General features: G+C 52.6%; 16 protein-coding genes and 2 tRNA genes. 14 read left to right on the top strand and 4 right to left on the bottom strand.

The window, feature by feature from the left end:
* Positions 1-236 precede the first annotated feature (236 nt).
* The 10 genes from E3U44_RS04280 to E3U44_RS04325 all read left to right on the top strand — a co-directional run bounded on the left by E3U44_RS04280 (position 237) and on the right by E3U44_RS04325 (position 8,613).
* Positions 237-1,985: a tetratricopeptide repeat protein gene (locus tag E3U44_RS04280; RefSeq protein WP_134356827.1), complete on the top strand. Its 1,749-nt coding sequence runs from the start codon at positions 237-239 to the stop codon at positions 1,983-1,985.
* A complete protein-coding gene (lolB, locus tag E3U44_RS04285; RefSeq protein WP_134356828.1) occupies positions 1,982-2,590 on the top strand; it encodes a lipoprotein insertase outer membrane protein LolB in 609 nt (202 codons plus the stop codon). Before E3U44_RS04280 ends, lolB begins: the two co-directional genes overlap by 4 nt.
* A gap of 7 nt (positions 2,591-2,597) precedes the next feature.
* On the top strand, positions 2,598-3,449 hold the full coding sequence (ispE, locus tag E3U44_RS04290; protein WP_134356829.1) for a 4-(cytidine 5'-diphospho)-2-C-methyl-D-erythritol kinase: 852 nt from the start codon (positions 2,598-2,600) through the stop codon (positions 3,447-3,449).
* A gap of 17 nt (positions 3,450-3,466) precedes the next feature.
* Positions 3,467-3,541, top strand: a tRNA-Gln gene (locus E3U44_RS04295).
* A 131-nt stretch (positions 3,542-3,672) separates the two neighbouring features.
* Positions 3,673-4,608, top strand: coding sequence for a ribose-phosphate diphosphokinase (locus tag E3U44_RS04300; protein WP_166805148.1), 936 nt, complete (start codon positions 3,673-3,675; stop codon positions 4,606-4,608).
* 95 nt (positions 4,609-4,703) lie between these two features.
* Complete coding sequence (locus E3U44_RS04305) at positions 4,704-5,339, top strand: 50S ribosomal protein L25/general stress protein Ctc (RefSeq protein ID WP_134359655.1); 636 nt, start codon at positions 4,704-4,706, stop codon at positions 5,337-5,339.
* Between the two features lie 19 nt (positions 5,340-5,358).
* Positions 5,359-5,940: an aminoacyl-tRNA hydrolase gene (gene pth, locus E3U44_RS04310; protein WP_134356830.1), complete on the top strand. Its 582-nt coding sequence runs from the start codon at positions 5,359-5,361 to the stop codon at positions 5,938-5,940.
* A 13-nt stretch (positions 5,941-5,953) separates the two neighbouring features.
* The gene (gene ychF / locus E3U44_RS04315) at positions 5,954-7,042 is read left to right on the top strand and encodes a redox-regulated ATPase YchF (RefSeq protein WP_134356831.1); all 1,089 of its coding nucleotides are present in this window, start codon (positions 5,954-5,956) and stop codon (positions 7,040-7,042) included.
* Positions 7,043-7,146: 104 nt separating this feature from the next.
* Positions 7,147-7,223, top strand: a tRNA-Met gene (locus E3U44_RS04320).
* A 163-nt stretch (positions 7,224-7,386) separates the two neighbouring features.
* Positions 7,387-8,613 (top strand): tyrosine-type recombinase/integrase, encoded by a 1,227-nt coding sequence (locus E3U44_RS04325; RefSeq protein WP_134356832.1) that lies wholly within the window; start codon positions 7,387-7,389, stop codon positions 8,611-8,613.
* A 307-nt stretch (positions 8,614-8,920) separates the two neighbouring features.
* Here the strand turns inward: E3U44_RS04325 and E3U44_RS04330 are convergent, their stop codons facing one another.
* The 4 genes from E3U44_RS04330 to E3U44_RS04345 form a co-directional block, all read right to left on the bottom strand.
* Positions 8,921-10,870, bottom strand: coding sequence for an Hsp70 family protein (locus E3U44_RS04330; RefSeq protein ID WP_134356833.1), 1,950 nt, complete (start codon positions 10,868-10,870; stop codon positions 8,921-8,923).
* Entirely contained in the window at positions 10,849-11,931 is a 1,083-nt protein-coding gene (locus E3U44_RS04335) for a hypothetical protein (RefSeq protein WP_134356834.1), read from the bottom strand. Before E3U44_RS04335 ends, E3U44_RS04330 begins: the two co-directional genes overlap by 22 nt.
* 3 nt (positions 11,932-11,934) lie before the next feature.
* Positions 11,935-13,092: a C2H2-type zinc finger protein gene (locus E3U44_RS04340; protein ID WP_134356835.1), complete on the bottom strand. Its 1,158-nt coding sequence runs from the start codon at positions 13,090-13,092 to the stop codon at positions 11,935-11,937.
* 71 nt (positions 13,093-13,163) lie between these two features.
* Positions 13,164-14,405 carry a hypothetical protein gene (locus E3U44_RS04345; protein WP_134356836.1) on the bottom strand — a complete coding sequence of 414 codons (1,242 nt, stop codon included), beginning with the start codon at positions 14,403-14,405 and terminating at the stop codon, positions 13,164-13,166.
* A 462-nt stretch (positions 14,406-14,867) separates the two neighbouring features.
* On the opposite strand from E3U44_RS04345, the gene E3U44_RS04350 reads away from it, so the two are divergent.
* From E3U44_RS04350 to E3U44_RS04365, 4 genes are all read left to right on the top strand, one after another.
* Complete coding sequence (locus tag E3U44_RS04350) at positions 14,868-15,527, top strand: hypothetical protein (protein WP_134356837.1); 660 nt, start codon at positions 14,868-14,870, stop codon at positions 15,525-15,527.
* A 101-nt stretch (positions 15,528-15,628) separates the two neighbouring features.
* Complete coding sequence (locus E3U44_RS04355) at positions 15,629-15,841, top strand: helix-turn-helix transcriptional regulator (protein ID WP_134356838.1); 213 nt, start codon at positions 15,629-15,631, stop codon at positions 15,839-15,841.
* A gap of 250 nt (positions 15,842-16,091) precedes the next feature.
* Complete coding sequence (locus E3U44_RS04360; RefSeq protein WP_134356839.1) at positions 16,092-16,532, top strand: hypothetical protein; 441 nt, start codon at positions 16,092-16,094, stop codon at positions 16,530-16,532.
* The gene (locus tag E3U44_RS04365; RefSeq protein ID WP_134356840.1) at positions 16,529-18,496 is read left to right on the top strand and encodes a hypothetical protein; all 1,968 of its coding nucleotides are present in this window, start codon (positions 16,529-16,531) and stop codon (positions 18,494-18,496) included. The genes E3U44_RS04360 and E3U44_RS04365 overlap by 4 nt, the downstream gene beginning before the upstream one ends.
* Positions 18,497-18,581 lie beyond the last annotated feature (85 nt).

The following is an 18,581-nucleotide window of genomic DNA, read 5'->3' on the forward strand; positions in this document are numbered from 1 at the left end:
GTATTGGGTTAATCTTAATGGAGCGCGTTTTCTCATTTAGGTTCGAAATAGTTCTTCGCCCGGAACCAGGATACGCGCCGGGACTCTTACATTAAATAAGTCAAATCGCATTCTCATAGGGGACCTTAAGATTAAGTATGCGAAAATGTTATCCAAGCTAATCCTATATACTACCAAAAATGAAGCATATTATTCGTATTGACGGGATATCGTTTCCAGGAGTGACGGAGATATAGATGAAGCAAGCTCCTTTTCGATTAGCTATTGGGTTGATATTGCCCCTGGTGCTAGCAGGCTGTGCTACCCAGGAGACACGCCCAATAGCCCTTACCAAAGCCCAAGAGAATAGCACAGGCCTACCAGCAGAAATGGTGGTACCTGAAAAAAGGTACCCCTCTGTTGAGCTGAGTTCTGAGTTGCTCTATCAATTGCTTTCCGCTGAAATTGCAGGCCAACGCGGTCAAATCGATTATGCCATGAGAAATTACCTGCAGGCAGCGGAGGATACCCGTGACCCACGCCTTGCAGAACGGGCAACCCGGATCGCCCTCTTCGCTCGGGAAATCAACGATGCCACCCAGGCGGCTAGGTTATGGGTGGAAACTGCTCCGGACAATGGGGATGCCCGCCAGGCTTTGGTCTCTCTGCTCCTTGGGCTGCAGCAATATGATGAGGTTGAAAATCACCTAGAGCATTTGATTCTCCTGAGCTCAGAAGCAAGGGAGCAGGTTTTTTTGAAGATAGCGGCAATGCTAGCCGGGAGTGCGGACCCACAAACGGCCCTCACCTTAATGGGCAATCTTTCCGCCTTTCAAGCCAAGGATCCAGATGCCCTCTATGGTTACGCCTATCTCGCATTGCAGCTGGATCGGTTGGATATTGCTCTGCGCACTGTAGACCAAGTGATTGCCCAACGCCCAGAGGCGGATAGGCCTCTCATTATGCGGAGTCGAATTCTCCAGCAGCAGGGGAAGGAGAACGCAGCCCTGGAATCATTAGAAAGCGTTATTGAAAGGGGAGAGGCAAGTTTTCCGCTACGCTTAGCCTATGGCCAAATACTGATGGAAGCTAATCGGGTGGCTAAAGCTCAGGCGTTGTTCGGGCAGTTGGAACAGGAGCAGCCCGAGAGTCCGGATGTCCTCATAGCCCAAGGCCTTTTAGCTATAGAACAATCGGAGTATGAACAGGCAAAAAACTACTTTCATCGGCTCCTCCAAATAGGCGAGAGTGCAGCACAAGCCCGCTTTTACTTGGGACGATTAGCTGAATTGCAGGGCCAGCCCCAGAGGGCCATTAAGTGGTACGGCTCAATTACCCGAGGTGGGCTGGTGGTGGATGCCCAGGTCCGTCAAGCCGTGGTGGTAGCACAGCAGGGCAATATGCAAGCTGCACGTCAGCGCCTGCAATTGTTAAGCAAAAAATTTCCTGAGCAGGCCGCGCGCTTTCAGCTTGCAGAAGGTGAGATCTTGGTCAATGCTGAGCGTTATAGGGAGGCAATGGCCCATTATGATCATGCGTTGCAAGAGCGGCCGGACGACACCAATCTGCTCTATGCTCGCGCTCTGGTGGCGGAAAACCTCGGTCGGCTAGATATCCTTGAACAGGATTTGCAATTGGTTCTTAAGCTAGATCCCAATAATGCCGAGGCGCTTAATGCCCTTGGTTATACATTAGCGGATCGCACAGAGCGCCTTGAAGAGGCTTTGCGCTATATTTCCCGGGCGATGGAACTACAACCCAATAATGCTTTTATCTTGGATAGTATGGGCTGGGTGCATTATCGCTTGGGGAATTACGACAAGGCAGAAAAATATTTGCGTAAAGCGATAGAGCTTCGTAAAGACCCCGAGATTGCTGCCCATTTGGGAGAAGTATTGTGGATAAAGGGAGATAAGAGAGGTGCTCGCCAAATATGGCGGCATTCTCTGGAAACAAACCAAGGCAGTAAAGTGCTCCTGGAAGTTATGCAGCGCTTTCAGGAATGAGACAGGCCAAACTTTCAATTATTGGAGTGCTGATTATTGCACTTCTTGCTGGCTGTACGCCGCTTCGCAAACCTCCTCCCCCTTTTGATCCCGAGCACACTTGGCAGAAGCGCCAGCTTGCTTTGCGAAAGCTTGGCGGGTGGAAACTGAAGGGACGTTTAGCCATTGATGCTATCCAAGAGGCATGGACGGGGACACTGCGTTGGGTACAAAAGGGCGATAAGTTTGAGATTTTATGGATTTCTCCTCTGGGGCAGGGGAGTGTCGAGCTACGTGGGAACCCGGAAAGGGTTACTCTCCGGGTGCCTAAGGAGGCCCCGATAACGGCAGAATCGGCTGAAAAGCTCCTTGGAATTCGCTTAGGATGGTCGCTGCCTGTGAGCGGTTTGCGTTATTGGCTACTGGGATTGCCGGCGCCAGGGTTGCCCGTGCTCAGCCGCTCTCTGGATCCTTTTGGACGCCTGCATTCTCTGTCTCAAGGGGGTTGGCAAATCCGCTATCTGGGTTACCAGTCAGTTAAGAATTACCAGCTTCCTGGTAAAGTGTTTCTAGACAATCCGAAACTTCGGCTACGGTTAGTCATTGATCGCTGGCATTTGGTGTAAGCATTGTATGTTGACCTGGCCTGCTCCTGCTAAATTGAACTTGTTTCTCCATATCACTGGGCGTCGTGAGGATGGTTATCATCTCCTTCAAACCGCTTTTCAATTTATTAATTTTTGTGATTGGTTAGAATTCCAGCCCTGCCCAGATGGTAGCCTCAAGCATTTATCACCCTTGCCGGATGTGTCAGTAGAGCAGGATTTGGTATATCGTGCCGCTCGGCTCTTGCAGCAGAGAACGGCCTGCTCTCAGGGAGCGGAAATCCGCATTCACAAGCACCTCCCCATGGGGGGTGGACTAGGCGGCGGTAGTTCCGATGCGGCGACCACCTTGGTGGCCTTGAATCATCTTTGGGCTACAGGGTTATCCACATCACAGTTGGCGCAATTAGGGTTGGAATTAGGTGCGGATGTGCCTGTGTTTGTCTATGGCCGTGCCGCTTGGGCGGAAGGTGTTGGTGAGCAATTACAGCCACTGGAGTTACCTGAGCGCTGGTATCTCGTCATTACCCCCTCGATCCAGGTCTCCACCCGTGAGATATTTGCAACCCCAGAATTGACACGAGATTGCAAACCGATGACAATATCTAGCTTTCTTGGTGGCGAAGGGCAAAACGTGTGTGAGCCTGTAGTACGAGAGCGATATCCTATCGTTGCTGAGACCTTTGATTGGCTGTCGCAGTTTTCCCCAGCCAGGATGACAGGCACAGGCAGTAGTATATTTGCCATGTTTGATGAAAAGGCACAAGCCTTAGAAGTGTTGGCGCAAGCGCCTTCTCATTGGCAAGGTATTATTGCTAAAGGCTGTAATTATTCTCCGTTGTTAGGTTGTTTAGAAGAAGCGGTAGGTAAACAGTGCTAGGGTGGTTTTAACTATTTTGGGGTGTCGCCAAGTGGTAAGGCACGGGGTTTTGATCCCCGCATTCCCAGGTTCGAATCCTGGCACCCCAGCCAGTTTTTTCCGGTAAAATTAACATCATTTTTTCTCCTTTTCGAGAGTAATGGTGCTGACGCGCGCAAGAAAATTCCGTATTTATCCTCCATGGGATTCCAATGCCGGGCCTGGGCCTGAGTCTCCATCCCGCATGATTATCCTCAGCGGTAATGCCCATCTTCAGTTGGCAAAGGACATCGCCGCCTATCTCAATCTCCCCTTGGCCAAAGCCTTGGTAAGTCGTTTCAGCGATGGGGAAGTGATGGTGGAGTTGATGGAGCACGTGCGAGGCAAGGACGTCTTCATCGTTCAGCCTACCTGTGCCCCCACTAACGACAATTTAATGGAATTGCTGATCCTAGTGGATGCTGTTCGACGTTCCTCAGCAGCCCGAATCACGACCGTGATCCCCTATTTTGGTTATTCCCGCCAGGACCGCCGGCCCCGCTCAGCCCGCGTGCCTATCAGTGCCAAAGTTGTTGCGAACATGATTACCGTTGTTGGCGCTGACCGGGTACTGACGGTGGATCTCCATTCCGATCAGATTCAGGGGTTTTTTGACTTGCCAGTAGACAATGTCTATGCTTCGCCGGTCCTTCTGGGTGACATTTGGAAGCATCAATATCCCCATTTAATCGTCGTATCCCCTGATGTGGGGGGGGTGGTGAGGGCACGGGCCCTAGCAAAGCACTTGGAAGCAGACCTAGCGATTATTGACAAGCGCCGGCCCCATCCCAATGAGGCGAAGGTAATGCACATTATTGGCGATGTCAGGGAACGGACCTGTGTGCTGGTCGATGATCTTGTGGATACGGCGGGCACTTTGTGTGAGGCTGCCCGAGCACTCAAGAAAAATGGGGCAGCTAAGGTGATTGCTTATTGCACTCACCCGGTGCTCTCCGGGCCAGCAGTAGAAAACATCAATAAATCTATGTTGGATGAGTTGGTTGTGACGGATACTATCCCACTCCATGAGGAGGCCCGAGCTTGTAGCAAGATTCGCCAACTCAGTATTGCTGAAATGCTGGCCGAGACTGTGTATCGGATTAGTACCGAAGAGTCCGTCAGCTCCCTATTTGTGGAATAAGATGCCCCGCATTGTTGCTCGCTACCCTTGGTCGCGGGGGAGGCGAGGCAACGTGTATGGCGCTTTTGATTCGTCAACTGGAGACTATAATGACCATGGAAAACCTATTTGAACTCCACGCCGATGTCCGTGGCGAGCAGGGTAAAGGTGCGAGCCGCCGCCTGCGCCGCGTCGGCAAAGTACCTGCTATTTTATACGGTGCTGGGAAAGAACCTGTTTCTCTTACTTTTGATCATAATTTGCTTTTTCAGCATCTGGGCTATGAGGCTTTCTACTCTCATATTTTAACTATTCACGCTAACGGCAAGACGGAAAAAGCTGTACTTAAGGCCTTGCAACGAGATCCGGCAAATCCTAATAAAGTACTTCATTTGGATCTGCAGCGGGTAAGTTCTACCCAAAAACTGTCTATAAACGTGCCCCTGCATTTTATAGGCGATGATGTTGCCCGCGGTGTAAGGCAGGAAGGCGGTATCGTAGCCCGCCTGTTGAACGATGTTGAAATCTCTTGCTTGGCTAAAGACTTGCCGGAGTATATTGAAGTTGATTTGACTGATCTCGGCGCAGGTGAAGCTTTGCATTTATCTGATTTAAAGCTTCCTGAGGGCGTCGAGCTTCCAGCGTTGAAACTTGGCGAGGATTATGATCAACCGGTAGTGACTATCCATAAACCACGGGTTGCCGAAGAAGAGGAAACGGGAACTGAAGGTGGCGCTGAAGCTGCCGAGTAGACTGCCGTTAGTGAGCCCTGTGGGCACAACTGCTTGGTTGTTGGTGGGTCTGGGTAATCCAGGAGCTAAATATGCTCAGACCCGCCATAATGTTGGATTCTGGTGGATAGATGCTTTCGCTGAGGAACAAGAGACAGACTTTAAGCCAGCGGCGAAATTTTTTGGTGATTTTGCCCGCGTCAATTGGTACGGGCACAATGTACTGCTACTCAAACCGACGATTTTTATGAACCATAGTGGCCAAGCGGTACTCGCCCTTCTGAATTATTACCAACTCTCCCCTGAACGCTTATTGATCATCCATGATGATTTGGATCTCCCCCCTGGAAGTGCCAAACTCAAGCGCAGTGGGGGACACGGGGGACACAATGGCCTACGGGATATTATCAATCGCCTGGGACGACGGGATTTTCTGCGGCTACGCCTGGGAATTGGCCATCCTGGGAGTAGCCAGGGTGTGGTTAATTACGTGTTAAACCGTCCCTCGGCAGCAGATCAACAAGCTATTGAAGCGGCCATTGCCGCAGGACTTGAGGTTTTACCCGAGGTGCTGGCAGATGACATAGAAAAGGCCATGCACCGATTGCACAGCCAACTCTAGGAATTAACTATCCATGGGATTTAAATGCGGAATTGTGGGCTTGCCCAATGTGGGTAAGTCTACCCTCTTTAATGCCCTTACCCGGGCAGGTATCGAAGCGCAGAATTATCCCTTTTGCACTATTGATCCCAATGTGGGTGTCGTGCCAGTGCCCGATCCCAGGCTAGATAAAATTGCTGCCATCGTTGGTCCTCAGCAGGTCCTTCCCGCCACTATGACGTTTGTGGATATCGCTGGCTTAGTCGCTGGCGCCTCTCAAGGGGAAGGTCTTGGTAATCAATTCCTGGCCCATATTCGTGAGACGGAAGCTATCGCCCATGTGGTGCGCTGTTTTGAAGATCAAAATGTGGTTCATGTGGCTGGAAAAGTGAATCCCCTGGGGGATATAGAGGTGATCAATACCGAGTTGGCTCTGGCAGACCTAGAGACCATAGAAAAGGCCTTATCCCGCGCAACTCGGGCAGCAAAAGCGGATAAGGAGGCCCTTGCCCTCAAAAACTTACTGGAAAAAGTGCGGGAACACCTGGATGCTGGTAAGCCGGTTCGAGCCCTAGTGCTTGAGAAGGAGGAGTGGAAAAGCCTGCAGTCTTTGCATTTACTTACCTCCAAGCCGACCCTTTATATCACTAATGTGGCTGAGGATGGCTTTGAAAATAACCCTTGGTTGCGGGAGGTAGAGGCATTAGCCGCCAAAGAAGGGGCTGAAGTCGTCCCCGTATGCGCTGCTATCGAAGCAGAGTTGTCCCAGTTGGAAGATACCGAAAAAGAGGAATTTTTAGCTGAGCTTGGTATTGAAGAACCAGGTTTAAACCGGGTAATTCGTGCTGGCTACAAGTTATTAGGCTTACAGACTTTCTTCACTGCCGGTCCGAAAGAAGTTCGCGCCTGGACAGTTCCCATCGGAGCAACAGCCCCCCAGGCCGCTGGAGTCATCCATACTGACTTTGAAAAAGGGTTCATTCGGGCGGAGGTCATCTCCTATGAGGACTTTATGGCTTACCAAGGAGAACAGGGCGCCAAGGAGGCGGGGAAATGGCGCCTTGAAGGTAAGGACTACATCGTTCAGGATGGTAATGTCATGCATTTTCGTTTTAATGTATAATTTCTGACCTTCTGGACAATTATCTGCTAGATAACGTAAAATCCTTTTTTACTCTGAAAGCCGTTTTTAGTTACGGACTCTCATCACACACTTTAAAGATTCTTGGCTATGTAGCTCAGTTGGTTAGAGCGCGGCACTCATAATGCTGAGGTCGGTGGTTCGAATCCACCCATAGCCACCAATTCACCATCCAGCACCATCCAACAACATCCATAAGTCCGCGCCACTGCGGGTTTTTTATTGGATTTGTTGTCCATCAAGGGGCAACAATATCCATTGACATCCGGGGGCAAGTGGGGGCAACATTTGGGGCAAGTGAGTTGCCCCCCTAAGGAGTTGCCCCCATGCCGTTGACGGATACCGCCATTCGTAATGCTAAGCCTGGTGATAAGCCCAAAAAGCTCTTTGATGGCGGGGGGCTCTATCTGGAAGTGGCCCCCAGCGGGGGCAAGTGGTGGCGTTTGAAATACCGTTTTGGGGGCAAGGAGAAACGGCTCTCCCTGGGCGTGTATCCCGAGGTGTCCTTAAAGGAGGCCCGCGAACGGCGCGATGAAGCACGCAAGCTGCTGGCCAATGAGATCGACCCCGGCGAGCACCGTAAGGCGAAGAAGGCCGCGAGGGAAGATCGGGCGGCAAACAGTTTTGAGGTAGTGGCGCGGGAATGGTTGGCCAAACATGCTCTCCACTGGTCGGCAAGTCATGGCGAGCGGATCATCCGCCGATTGGAGCGCGATATCTTCCCCTGGATCGGCGGCCGGCCCGTGGCCGATATTGCCGCCCCTCAACTCCTCGAGGTCATCCGCCGAATTGAACAGCGGGGGGCCCTGGAAACCGCCCACCGGGCACTGAGTAGTTGTGGCCAGGTATTTCGCTACGCGGTGGCCACGGGACGCGCTGAACGGGACCCTTCTGGTGATCTGCGGGGTGCCTTACCCCCGGTCAAAAGCCAACATTTTGCCGCCGCCACTGAACCGAAAGAGATTGCCGAGATACTCCGGGCCATCAACGGCTATGAAGGTACCCTCACCGTGCGTTGTGCCCTGCGCCTCGCGCCATTGGTCTTCGTTCGCCCCGGTGAACTGCGCAAGGCGGAATGGGCTGACATCGACCTGGAGGCCGCCGAGTGGCGCTATCTCGTGACCAAAACGAATAGGCCCCATATCGTGCCCCTTTCCCACCAGGCAGTGGCCATCTTCCGGGAGCTGCATCCCCTGACCGGACGCGGGCGCTACGTTTTTCCCAGCGCGCGGAGCGCGGCCCGACCCATGAGTGACAATGCCCTTCTGGCCGCGATGCGGCGCATGGGGATCGCCAAGGAAGAGATGACGGGCCACGGTTTCCGGGCCATGGCGCGAACCCTTCTTGATGAAGTCTTGGGCTTCCGGCCCGACTTCATTGAGCACCAACTTGCCCATGCCGTACGGGACCCCAATGGCCGCGCCTACAACCGGACGGCCCACCTGCCGGAACGTCGGAAGATGATGCAAGAATGGGCGGATTACTTGGACAGAATCAAAGCAGGCGCTGAAGTTATTCCCCTGAACCAGCAAGCTCAAGCGGTGTCGGACTAAGTCGCGGAAGCAGCCTGGCGGTCCTAAAGCCTGGTACAGTGTAACTCGGCTCGCCGCTTTCCCGCGAAGCATACAAGCGGTGTGATCGGAGGCCGAGCAGTGCCCGATGGTTGATTTCCAGTCCTGTTGAACCTATAGTTATAAATAACACGGCTCAGCGGAATCCGCACCAGGTCTTCGGTGGCCAGCTCCAGCAGACTGCTCTGGAAATAGCCGGCGATGCGGTCGTAACGCGTGGCCCCAGTCAGGCGGGGTTTGAGGAATTCTTCGTACAGGCTGGCTCGGCGTGAGCTGTAGCGGCGAAGCATTATTGGATTCCCTTGCTATCAGCTCCCTTGACAACAGAGTATCCTGTATCGTTAATGACGCTCTCCTCTGAGCGGAGAAAATCCTGCCATTCGCTAATCTTGGCCTTCTGCGCCTTAGCATCCATTTCCTTTACTGAACCACTACTACACGTGCAATTTTCACTTCCCTCTAACCGAATTTGATACCAAGTTCGCTTGCAGTATGTACAAGGAACGTAATACATCTTCTCATCGTGCTGCCGTCTTGTTGGCTCCCATAATGGAGGCAATCTGTTCCTGTATTTCTTAACCAGGTCTCCTGGAACCAAATCCCACGATTGGTCACCCCTTACGATATTTGAGCGGAACTTAATAGCACCTACTTCCCGCTTGAGGTTAACTTCGTTGTTTCTTTGGCCGTTGCTATTATCTGGATTCGTTTGCTCTTTAACACCCTGCCCCATAGACAGCCCGAACTCTAGATTATGGATCTCACGCTCGCTAAGGTGCCCCACCATCGATGAGCTAGCCGTTACTGTTACCACTAGGTCGTGATCGATATTCACATTGATATTGAGCCGCTCGGTCAATGGTGCAGCTTCTTCATCTACAGCAACAAGTAGAGTCGCGTAGCTCCTTCTCGGGTCTCCTGGCAGGTTCCTATCAGGCCATACCGGTCTGGCAAATTGAAATTTCCCGTATCCGTCCCTGGGATCTATACAGTAAGCTTTGAAAGGAAAGGCGAAATTTTGGTTTTCAATGGGAAGTTCCGTACCCTCGCTAATCAGGGTGGAGTAATTATCATTCCCCAGTAATAGCTCGAATGGTTTAGCAAGCGTAAGGCGCACCCCGTCATGGCCTATCCATGCCGCACCCTGCGAAATAATCCTGTCGCCATCATCTATTTTCGGAACACGAAGTGGGTCGAATCGCTCCAGCAGACGCTCCCTGATATAGGGCATGCGAACCATCCCACCTGTGGCCAGACAAAGCGCTATAGAAGCCTGATTCACTCCGGTTGATTCAAGGATTTCATCAATGTTTTTCATCCCTGCGTCGACTATATCCCTCGTCAGTTCGATCAGTTTTTCCCTGGTGACTTTCACTTCCAAGCTGTGATCGGGCCCATCCGATTTAAGGTAATGCCTTACGCCGATCTTGATGCTCGACCTATCCGAAAGCGCTATCTTTGCGGTCTCGCATTGTGCGATCAATTTTGCTTCGGCATGTGGGAATTCATTGGCAACGCTATCGATACTGTATTGTTTCATGTGCTCATTCTTGGCGTATCGGATCAACCGATCGTCGAACCTGTCTCCACCTACCGTGTTATCCCCCTTACTCTGTATCTGGACCAACATGCCCTTGGTAATTTTGCACAACGTCAGATCCAGGGTTCCTCCTCCCCAGTCGAAGACCAGAACGATCTGGCCTTCAAGCTCGGCGAGCCGCCTTTGAAAACCAGAAAGAGACCTCAAGTAGCCATATAGCGCCGCAAAAGGTTCCTGCACAAACTGATGAATATGGAGTCCTGCTTTCAAGGCTGCCTCACGGAGATCGCGACGGGCGCGCCCCACTGCATTGATAGGGATCGTCATCACCGCCCGTTCAAATGTTTCCCCGTTAATTTCTCTATGCTGACGAGCGTCATCACGGACATGCCTCAATATCTCAGCCACGACATCGCTAACACTCCTCGCTACGCCACCAACGTGGATTTTCTCACCGCTTCCCAAGTAGCGTTTCGGGGAGCGGACAAAATCACCTATGACGCCCACGTCAGTCGTTTCAATGGCATTCTTTGCGGCCCGCCCTACGACCACCTCATTTCCGTGATATCGGATAACCGAAGGATGTGGCATCCGGTCATCTTCGTTGACCAGTGATAGCATCTTCTCATCTACGTCATCTAGAACAATTGACGCCAGTGAATTGGTTGTCCCGAAATCTAATCCGTAGATCTTAGCCATTCGATTTCTCTCCTGATTTCTTCTCTGGCCATTTCCAAGCGTTCAACGATAATGCTCTCTCTTGGCAGTTTCAGTTCCGCAAATTCGTGGGCCGTTTCTAAGAGCGGACTGAGTTTCTTTTCCAGAAATACCCTGGAGTGCCCCCTCAATTCGCCTTCCCTGTGAGCACTGATCGCTTTTTGGTGCTCGATTCTTTTCTCAAGAAAGGCCCTTTCATCCTCAGAAGCCTTTAGCTTTGCCCTCAGATCGGCTATCTCTCCCTCTTTCCTCTCCAGCTCTGCTCTAGCCTCCCTTAGCTGGTCCAGATAGTCCTGTGCGCGCCTGAACTCTCTGTCTCTCTGCTGTCTTTCCCGCATCTCCAATTCCCGAGCGTGTTGCGCCTTGATCAAACCATATTCGGCAATCCGCAGCATGTCGGTTATTGCCTTGATCTTGTTCATCGGCCTGAACAGAATTTCGAATATGGCAGGAATCCCTCCATTTCTATTCGCTTTCTTGGAAAGAAGCTCCTTTGCGAGGAATCCGACGGCCTCTATCTCATCCAGATTTCTGCTATGGATTTTCCAAATGCCCATCGCCTTCAACAGGTTTACTGATCGGTTATCTACCTTTTTCCCGGTTAGGCCCGGTTTGAGGCCGTGAAACGCTTCCGCAAATATAACGTCCGCGGACTTGTTCAAATCCAGATCGATCTGGTAGTGCTTACTCAGTTGCTGCCTGCATGCTTGCGAAGCAAAAGTAATACATTGTCTCGCCAATGGTGACTGGGCACGCGCCGCATAAAAAAGAAGATCCAGAGTTCTTGCAAACTCCGGATCCTTGTCATCAAGACCATCAAGGCAATGCTGAACATCATTTTCTTGAAGCTTTGCTACCTTGTTTTTCTTTAACGCGGACAAAAACCGTGTGGCCGATAGCTTCTTGATTTGGTAGTAATCATTCAGCGATCTCAGGTCTTCTGATTTGAAGGCAGGCTCCTTCTCCTTTTTCTTTTCTTGTCTTTCCTTTTCTGGCATAGCCTTTATTTCAAGCTCTTGTTTTGCCTTATCTTCAGGAACCATTGCTTATCCCTCACCTTCGAGCTGTAATTCAGCCCAGCTGCCAAATACCGGATCGTTTACCAGATCTTCCAATATTGGCCTTCCCGCCGCAGTATCCTCGGTTTGAATCGCTGCGAGTGCCGTCAAAACGCGCAGTTTGGAAAGATCAGAATCCGACAACGTTCTCCTGATCGCAGATGCCGATAGCTCTGCGATCAGCGATCGATCCGCATGATCGGCACGTATTTTTTTGAAGACCTCCAGAAGATCATAAGAATCACGGTCAATAGGACACGCCGATAGCTCTCTTTCACTGTCCAGCATGTCATCCCTGCTGGTCAACTGAACCGTAACCCCACGCGTCACCGTCGCAAAAACCTCATTCGCCGCATCGAGTAATTCAGCGCCAGATGGGAGAGGCGGATTTCTGAAGTCATTGAGGTTAAACTTGATTGACGCACATATTGCCCTGGGGACCGGTCGGTCGAAATCATGCAACGTCTCTAAAGCCTGCTGCATCTTTTCCTTGTAAACGGACAACGGCCGGGAAACCCCGGTGTTTTCATTTTGGTCCTTGATCAAGACACCCGTCACATACACTGCTAATGCACTGGCATATTCATCCGCGCCAGGATATTTAGCACAGCCATCGGAAAAGCGCCGCACATCACTCATCCTGACATCATCAATGGCCAACGTACGGATGAAGAGCTCATCGACTGCATCGAGTTCCGCTTGGTCAGCGATCTTAATTTTTACAATGTAATTGGCTTCTACGGTGCGCTCGTTGTTTGGATCACTATTCGACAGGGTTATTGAATAGTGTCCGTTCTCATGGCCCGAGAGATGCTTTTTCAACTCATCTGGCAACCACTCTCTGGGCTCTCCTCCATCCTTGCTTGCCTTGATTCGATTGACGTGAGTTAAGTCAATGTCGTCCTTGCTGATGGGGGATCGAATGGTTTGCTCCGAATACGCCACTCTGTTGTGAATAAATAACAGCGGCCGTTCGATAGGGTGATCGACGCTGATATGTGTGGACAATTCGCCGGTGGATTCGAACTGCCTGGTGCAGTAAGGACAATAGTGGATCTTGGGCGTCGGTGGATACTGGTCGCCCAGACCACCACGTTCCCAGTAACGGTCGATCGCTGTTTCCTGTATCCATCCCACTGTCGGCATCAGGTACCCTCCCTGGTCATTGTATGATTCTTATTCATCCCTCTCTCTTCTCAGTTCAACCGCGATAGTGTTCAACGGCAATGGCCAATTGGGCCAGTAAATCCTGGTAGGACTCCCAGTGCGGATTGGCCTCGGTCACCTCCCGTAAATAGCTCAGGATCGCCGCCAGGCGGGTAGTGCGGATGTTCCAGAAATCGGTGCTGTCCACTAGGTGTTTCGCTGCCCGCTCCACCGGCCAGCAGTTTTAGCGCATGATAGATGTGGCGGGTGGGCGAGTGACGCCACAAGCCCCGGTCAGACGCCGGAAGCTCATCGAAGCGCAGCCCATCGGGTCTTGGCAGTTCCTCGGGCATCTTGGTGCGGGAATCATTGGCGCGGATCGGCTCCATCAGTTCTTCATAGTCCGCCAAGCCATAGGCCCGGCCCAGATCCTGGAAGGCACCGAGCTTGAACACTCCTTGCGCTTCCCCTTCCAGTCCCTTGAGCAGGAACTTCTCCTCCGGGCTGAACCCCCGCCAGAACTGGTAAGCGTCGCCGCCCCCCGCCTTGTGGATAGCCCGGTCCATGGCGGGGGGCACCAGGAAATCGGTCGCCGTGCGCTTAGCGTTATCCATGAGGGTGCGCAGCGCCGAGCGGCCGCGCTCCGCGTTGGGCGCGCGCAACTCCGATTCCAGGTCTACGTCGTTGATGCTGGCGTAACCGGTGACTACCTCGGCGGCGGCCGCCTGCGCGGCCAGCAGGTAGTCGGTATCGGTGTAGCCGCAGCGGGCCAGTCCCGCCTCGATCTGGCTCTCGCGCATGGGGGTGATGACCTCTTTCACCCGCTTGTCCAAGAGAATCAAGGCTGCACGGTCCTTGAGGGCGTCGCGCCATTCGGCTTCCGAAGAGGCCCGGTCTGGCGCGAAGGTGGCACCCAGCGCCTCGCCGAGGGCCACCCATACCTTCTTGTCGGTTGCCCGGCCGGTAAAGGCAGCCACCACATCTGGCGCTATATCGGGTAGAGTCGGCTGAAATGGCAAAAGGCTGGCGAAATGTGGGAAACGGGCCAGTATCCCGGCCACGATCATGCTTTGGGTCTTGCCACCTCCCATGGATTCGGAAAGCTTGTAGATGCCGCTACCGCCCCCCGTCCCCGCCATGCGGGTGAAGGCTTGAGCTAGCAGCAACTCCATCCCGGAGGTTAACACGTTGGAATCCAGGAACTCGCGTGCCTCGGCCTCAGTTAGCGTGTTGACATCGGCAAGGTTGACGACGAAATCGGCGGTATCGTCCAGGACGGCTGTGCGAGGCGTCAGGGCTGCAAGGGATTTCACTTTGATGTTCCTCGCTTATGGTTCTCTTTGTCCGTTGAGCTAGCGTTATCAGGGCTCGCTATACCGTTCCTCCCGCAGTAATCACGGATCAACACCTCGACCATTTAGCGATGGAGTGGTGTTCGCAGTTAGCGGCAGTCCGCAGCCCTTCTTCCAGCAGATGTCAATGTCCTGTTTGCGCGCTACTTCCAGGGGGGGCGTTGTTCAGCCATTCCCTTTTCACGGTGGACATAAAGCGCACCCTAGTGACTTCAGCCTGGCGGCTGTGATCACTAAAATCCTTATTTGTTATAAACTTAAATATTTACCTGGGACGCCCTCGGATAGAAACGTCTTCACTGAAGTATCGGACGTTGATGAGAGAACCTGAATTCACCGAGGCCGTGCCGACCCGGCGGGGCGAAAACCAGAAATCCTTTGCCCAGCAGACACCAACCTTCTAATTCAAAGGTAAACGCAGAGATGCCAACAGCAAAGCCACGATACGCGGGGGACGATTCCAAATTACAGCCAGAGAGTTTCTCAGAAGAACTGAGACACACGCTACGCAGCTACTCTCCTCATTCTGAAGTCGAAACCGATGCGACAGGAGCGCATCCTGCCGATATCTTCGTCGAGGAGCTTTTATACGAGGCACGCTGGGCGAGTGAAGAATTAAGCGCGCAGCGTTCGGATCTTACTAAAGGGGAGCTACACGCCGAACGGTCAGATTTGCTCAAGGCGCTCACCTCTACTCATCACAAGTTATGCAATCTCTCACGCGACTTTGACTGCCTTTTGGGCGTGAACGCCGATCCGCTTGGCTGCGCCGATAAAATCCATGAATTGATCGGATATGTTGAAGGTGCAGCGACAGCGATAGATACTCAGCCGCCTATGGAGCGTTCTCCCGTCAAGCAGCACAAAGTGGCGGTGGAGATGACTATCCGTGTTATGCGTGTACTGCAAGATCATGGGATTGAGGTGTCAGCAACTGCTGATAAGAGATTTAAAAATACATATATATCTGAGCCTGTTCGGATATTGAAGGCCCTTGGTGATGAGATTCGCCTGGTGCGCGATATCTACACCTGGCGCGATATCCTTATTAAGGCAAAAGAATCTGTTTCCGATTTTAAGTAGTGCGAGGCACCCGGATTTTCGGGTGCCTGACACCAGCGGACCATGATAGCCTAAGTCCGTACTATGAAGTCCGTCTTTGGTTAATATGTAAGGACGGACTAATGTACAAATTGCCTGAAACCGGTTATCTCCGGCTTCCACAAATCATCGGCAATCCCAAAGCCGAGCCACCGATTCCCCCCCTTATTCCCGTAAGCAAATCCACCTGGTGGGCAGGCGTTAAGGAGGGTCGCTTCCCCAAGCCTGTGAAGCTGGGTCCACGGACCACTGCTTGGCGTGTGGAAGATATTCGAGCCCTTATCAAAAGTCGCTAAGGGATATGACGTTGAGCTTCCCCGGGCGAAGTGAATTGGGGCATAATGGAAGCGCACCTAGGCGGTGCTGGACACACTGCCTAGGCACTTGCCATAGACCCGATAGGATGAGTATCGAGGCCATGACCAAGCACGATTCTATCAGAATTATAGGTGTTTCAAAGCCGAGCTTTTAGCTCTGGCGGCCTGCTTGCGTCTTCGATTCAGCTATCCGGGGAGTGGCTCTACCAACACAGTAGAGAGAATTGCAATGCCGGTAAACATCACAAACAACAAAGCCCCGCGCACCCACGGGGCCTCAGCGCTTAGAAAAAAGCCATTCAAAAAACATTATACTCGAAAATTCCCGCCCTTTGGAAAGCAGTTAGCGAACCGTTTGCGCCAAGGGGATAAGCCGTCTAACTGCGTTTGGATTGGCTGCGGAGCCAATGCCTGGAGCCGTACGAGGCATGATTTAACGCGGAGCGACAGCGCGGCCCTTTGCCTCCCTTACGGGGAGGACCCCCTTTCCTATCGCTGGCCGGTGTCGGGGCTGGACTGCCTCATTCTCCACACCGGTGGATTAAATAAAGAGGCCCTCCTAAGGCTTGGCGCTGTCCTTGTTCGGGCAGGGGCTGGGCGTGTAGTGCTTATTGACACCTGGGATGTTGTGGCGGCTGGACCGGTGGTGTTCGAGGGGGTAGCGGTATGAGCGAGCAGACACTTTTCCCGATCCCGATCAAAAAAGAAGACCTGCCGCTAGACTTTGACCGGGCTAAAGAGATAGCCGAGGGCGCTATTGAGGCCGCCAAAATGGACCCTGGCGCCCCCTTTGAGATGGAGGTCGTGGAGGCGCTACGGCTTGTTGCGGAGTTGGACCCCGCCCAATATATGCGGTATCGCCACCAAATGAAGAAGGCCGCAGGGGTGCTGGTTACGGAACTTGACCGGGCCGTAAAGCAGGGTAACCACACCGCCTCAGAACAAGAGTCCATTGCGGACGCCATTGTGAACTTGGTGAAGGAAGCAGCCACTCTGTTTCATGATCCAGACGGGACCTGCTACGCCAGCTTTGAGCAAAACGGCCATATTGAAACTTGGGCGCTGGGCTCTTGGGGATTCAACGAGTGGGCCAGTTTCCGATTTTATACCGAGTTTGGCAAAGCCCCTCGCGATGCCTCGCTTAAAGATGCGATCGGCACGCTTTCCGGAATCGCTCGCTTTGAAGGCGAAGAACAGGAAGTCTCGCTGAGGACAGCGAAGCATGGCGAAGCTTACTACATCGACCTTTGTGATGAGTCCTGGAGCGCCATCGAAGTCACCTCGAGCGGCTGGAGAACAGTCGCTAACCCTCCGGTGAGATTTAGGCGCACCAAGACGATGAAGCCGCTACCCATGCCGATAGTCGGTGGCGATATCCGCTTGCTATGGCGCTCCATTAATATTCCGGAGGATGACCGAGATCTAGTCTTGGCATGGTGCCTGGAATGCTTCCGCTCTGACACTCAGTTCCCTATCCTTGAACTGAGTGGTGAGCAGGGCAGCGGAAAAAGCGACACACAAAGCAAGCTACGGGACTTAATTGACCCTAATGACGTGAATTTAAGGGCCGCCCCCTCCAAGGTAGAAGATATCTTTGTGGGCGCTGGCAACAATTGGCTCGTCAGTCTCAATAATTTGTCCCGTCTCACCGCGGCCCAGCAGGATGCGTTTTGCACGCTTTCCACCGGGGGCGGCTATGCCGGGCGGGCGTTATTCACGAATAAGGACGAATCGCTAATCGAAGCGAAGCGCCCTGTCGTTTTCAATGGCATTTCTGCCCTCGCGACCGCCCCCGACCTGGTGGACCGGACCCTAAGAATTGAGCTGCCCAGAATAAAGCAGCGCCGGAAATCCTCAGCGATCGAGGCCGAATTTGAGGCGAACAAGGCGGCCATCTTTGGCGGATTACTCGATTTATTTGTTGAGGCGCTATCAAAGCTGCCCCACGTTGATATAGAGAACCTGCCCCGCATGGCGGACTTTGCCGCCTTTGGTGAGGCTATCTACCACGCCCTGGGCAGAAAGCCGGGGGGCTTTACTGAAGCCTACCAGGCGGTACAAAACCGCGCCGTCATGAGCGCCCTGGAGTCCTCACCGGTATCCGTGGCGATTCAGGAGTACATGAGCCAACACCTTCACGGATTCAATGGCACTGTAAAACGATTATTGGGGGAATTAGAGTATTACCGGACATTAGGCGAAGCTTGGCCTAAATCGCCAAAGGGGTTGGCTGATGCGCTAAGGCGTCAATCACCTGCCCTCCGGGTGGTGGGTATCCAGGTGGAGTTTGATAAGCAGCATCACCATGACGGTGTTCACGTGAACATTAAACAGAGAAAAACTTTTTTTCAGGAGAAAGATAAAACATATAATCATGTTCACGATGTTCACGATGTTCACGCTGGAAAGCCCGATGGGGACTGGGCGGGTGAACATCGTGAACATGGTGAACATGGTTTTGAGGCTAAAAACCCCCACGAAAAAAAAATATCTGAACCTCCCCCCAACCGAGACTGTAATGAGTGCGTTCATTATCTTGGTCGGTGCGAATGTAACGCCGGGCAATTCCATTGCCCCACATTCGGCAACCATCCATGCTCAAAGTTTGAGGCCAAGAAGGAGGGCCAGCGATGAGTGGCGGAATTCAGACTGCTTTCCACGATTTCTATAGTGTCGAAGGCCATCCTTTAGAGGAGGGCTGACTTGAGGACTTTGCCGA

Source organism: Nitrosococcus wardiae, assembly GCF_004421105.1.
Classification (GTDB): Bacteria; Pseudomonadota; Gammaproteobacteria; order Nitrosococcales; family Nitrosococcaceae; genus Nitrosococcus; species Nitrosococcus wardiae.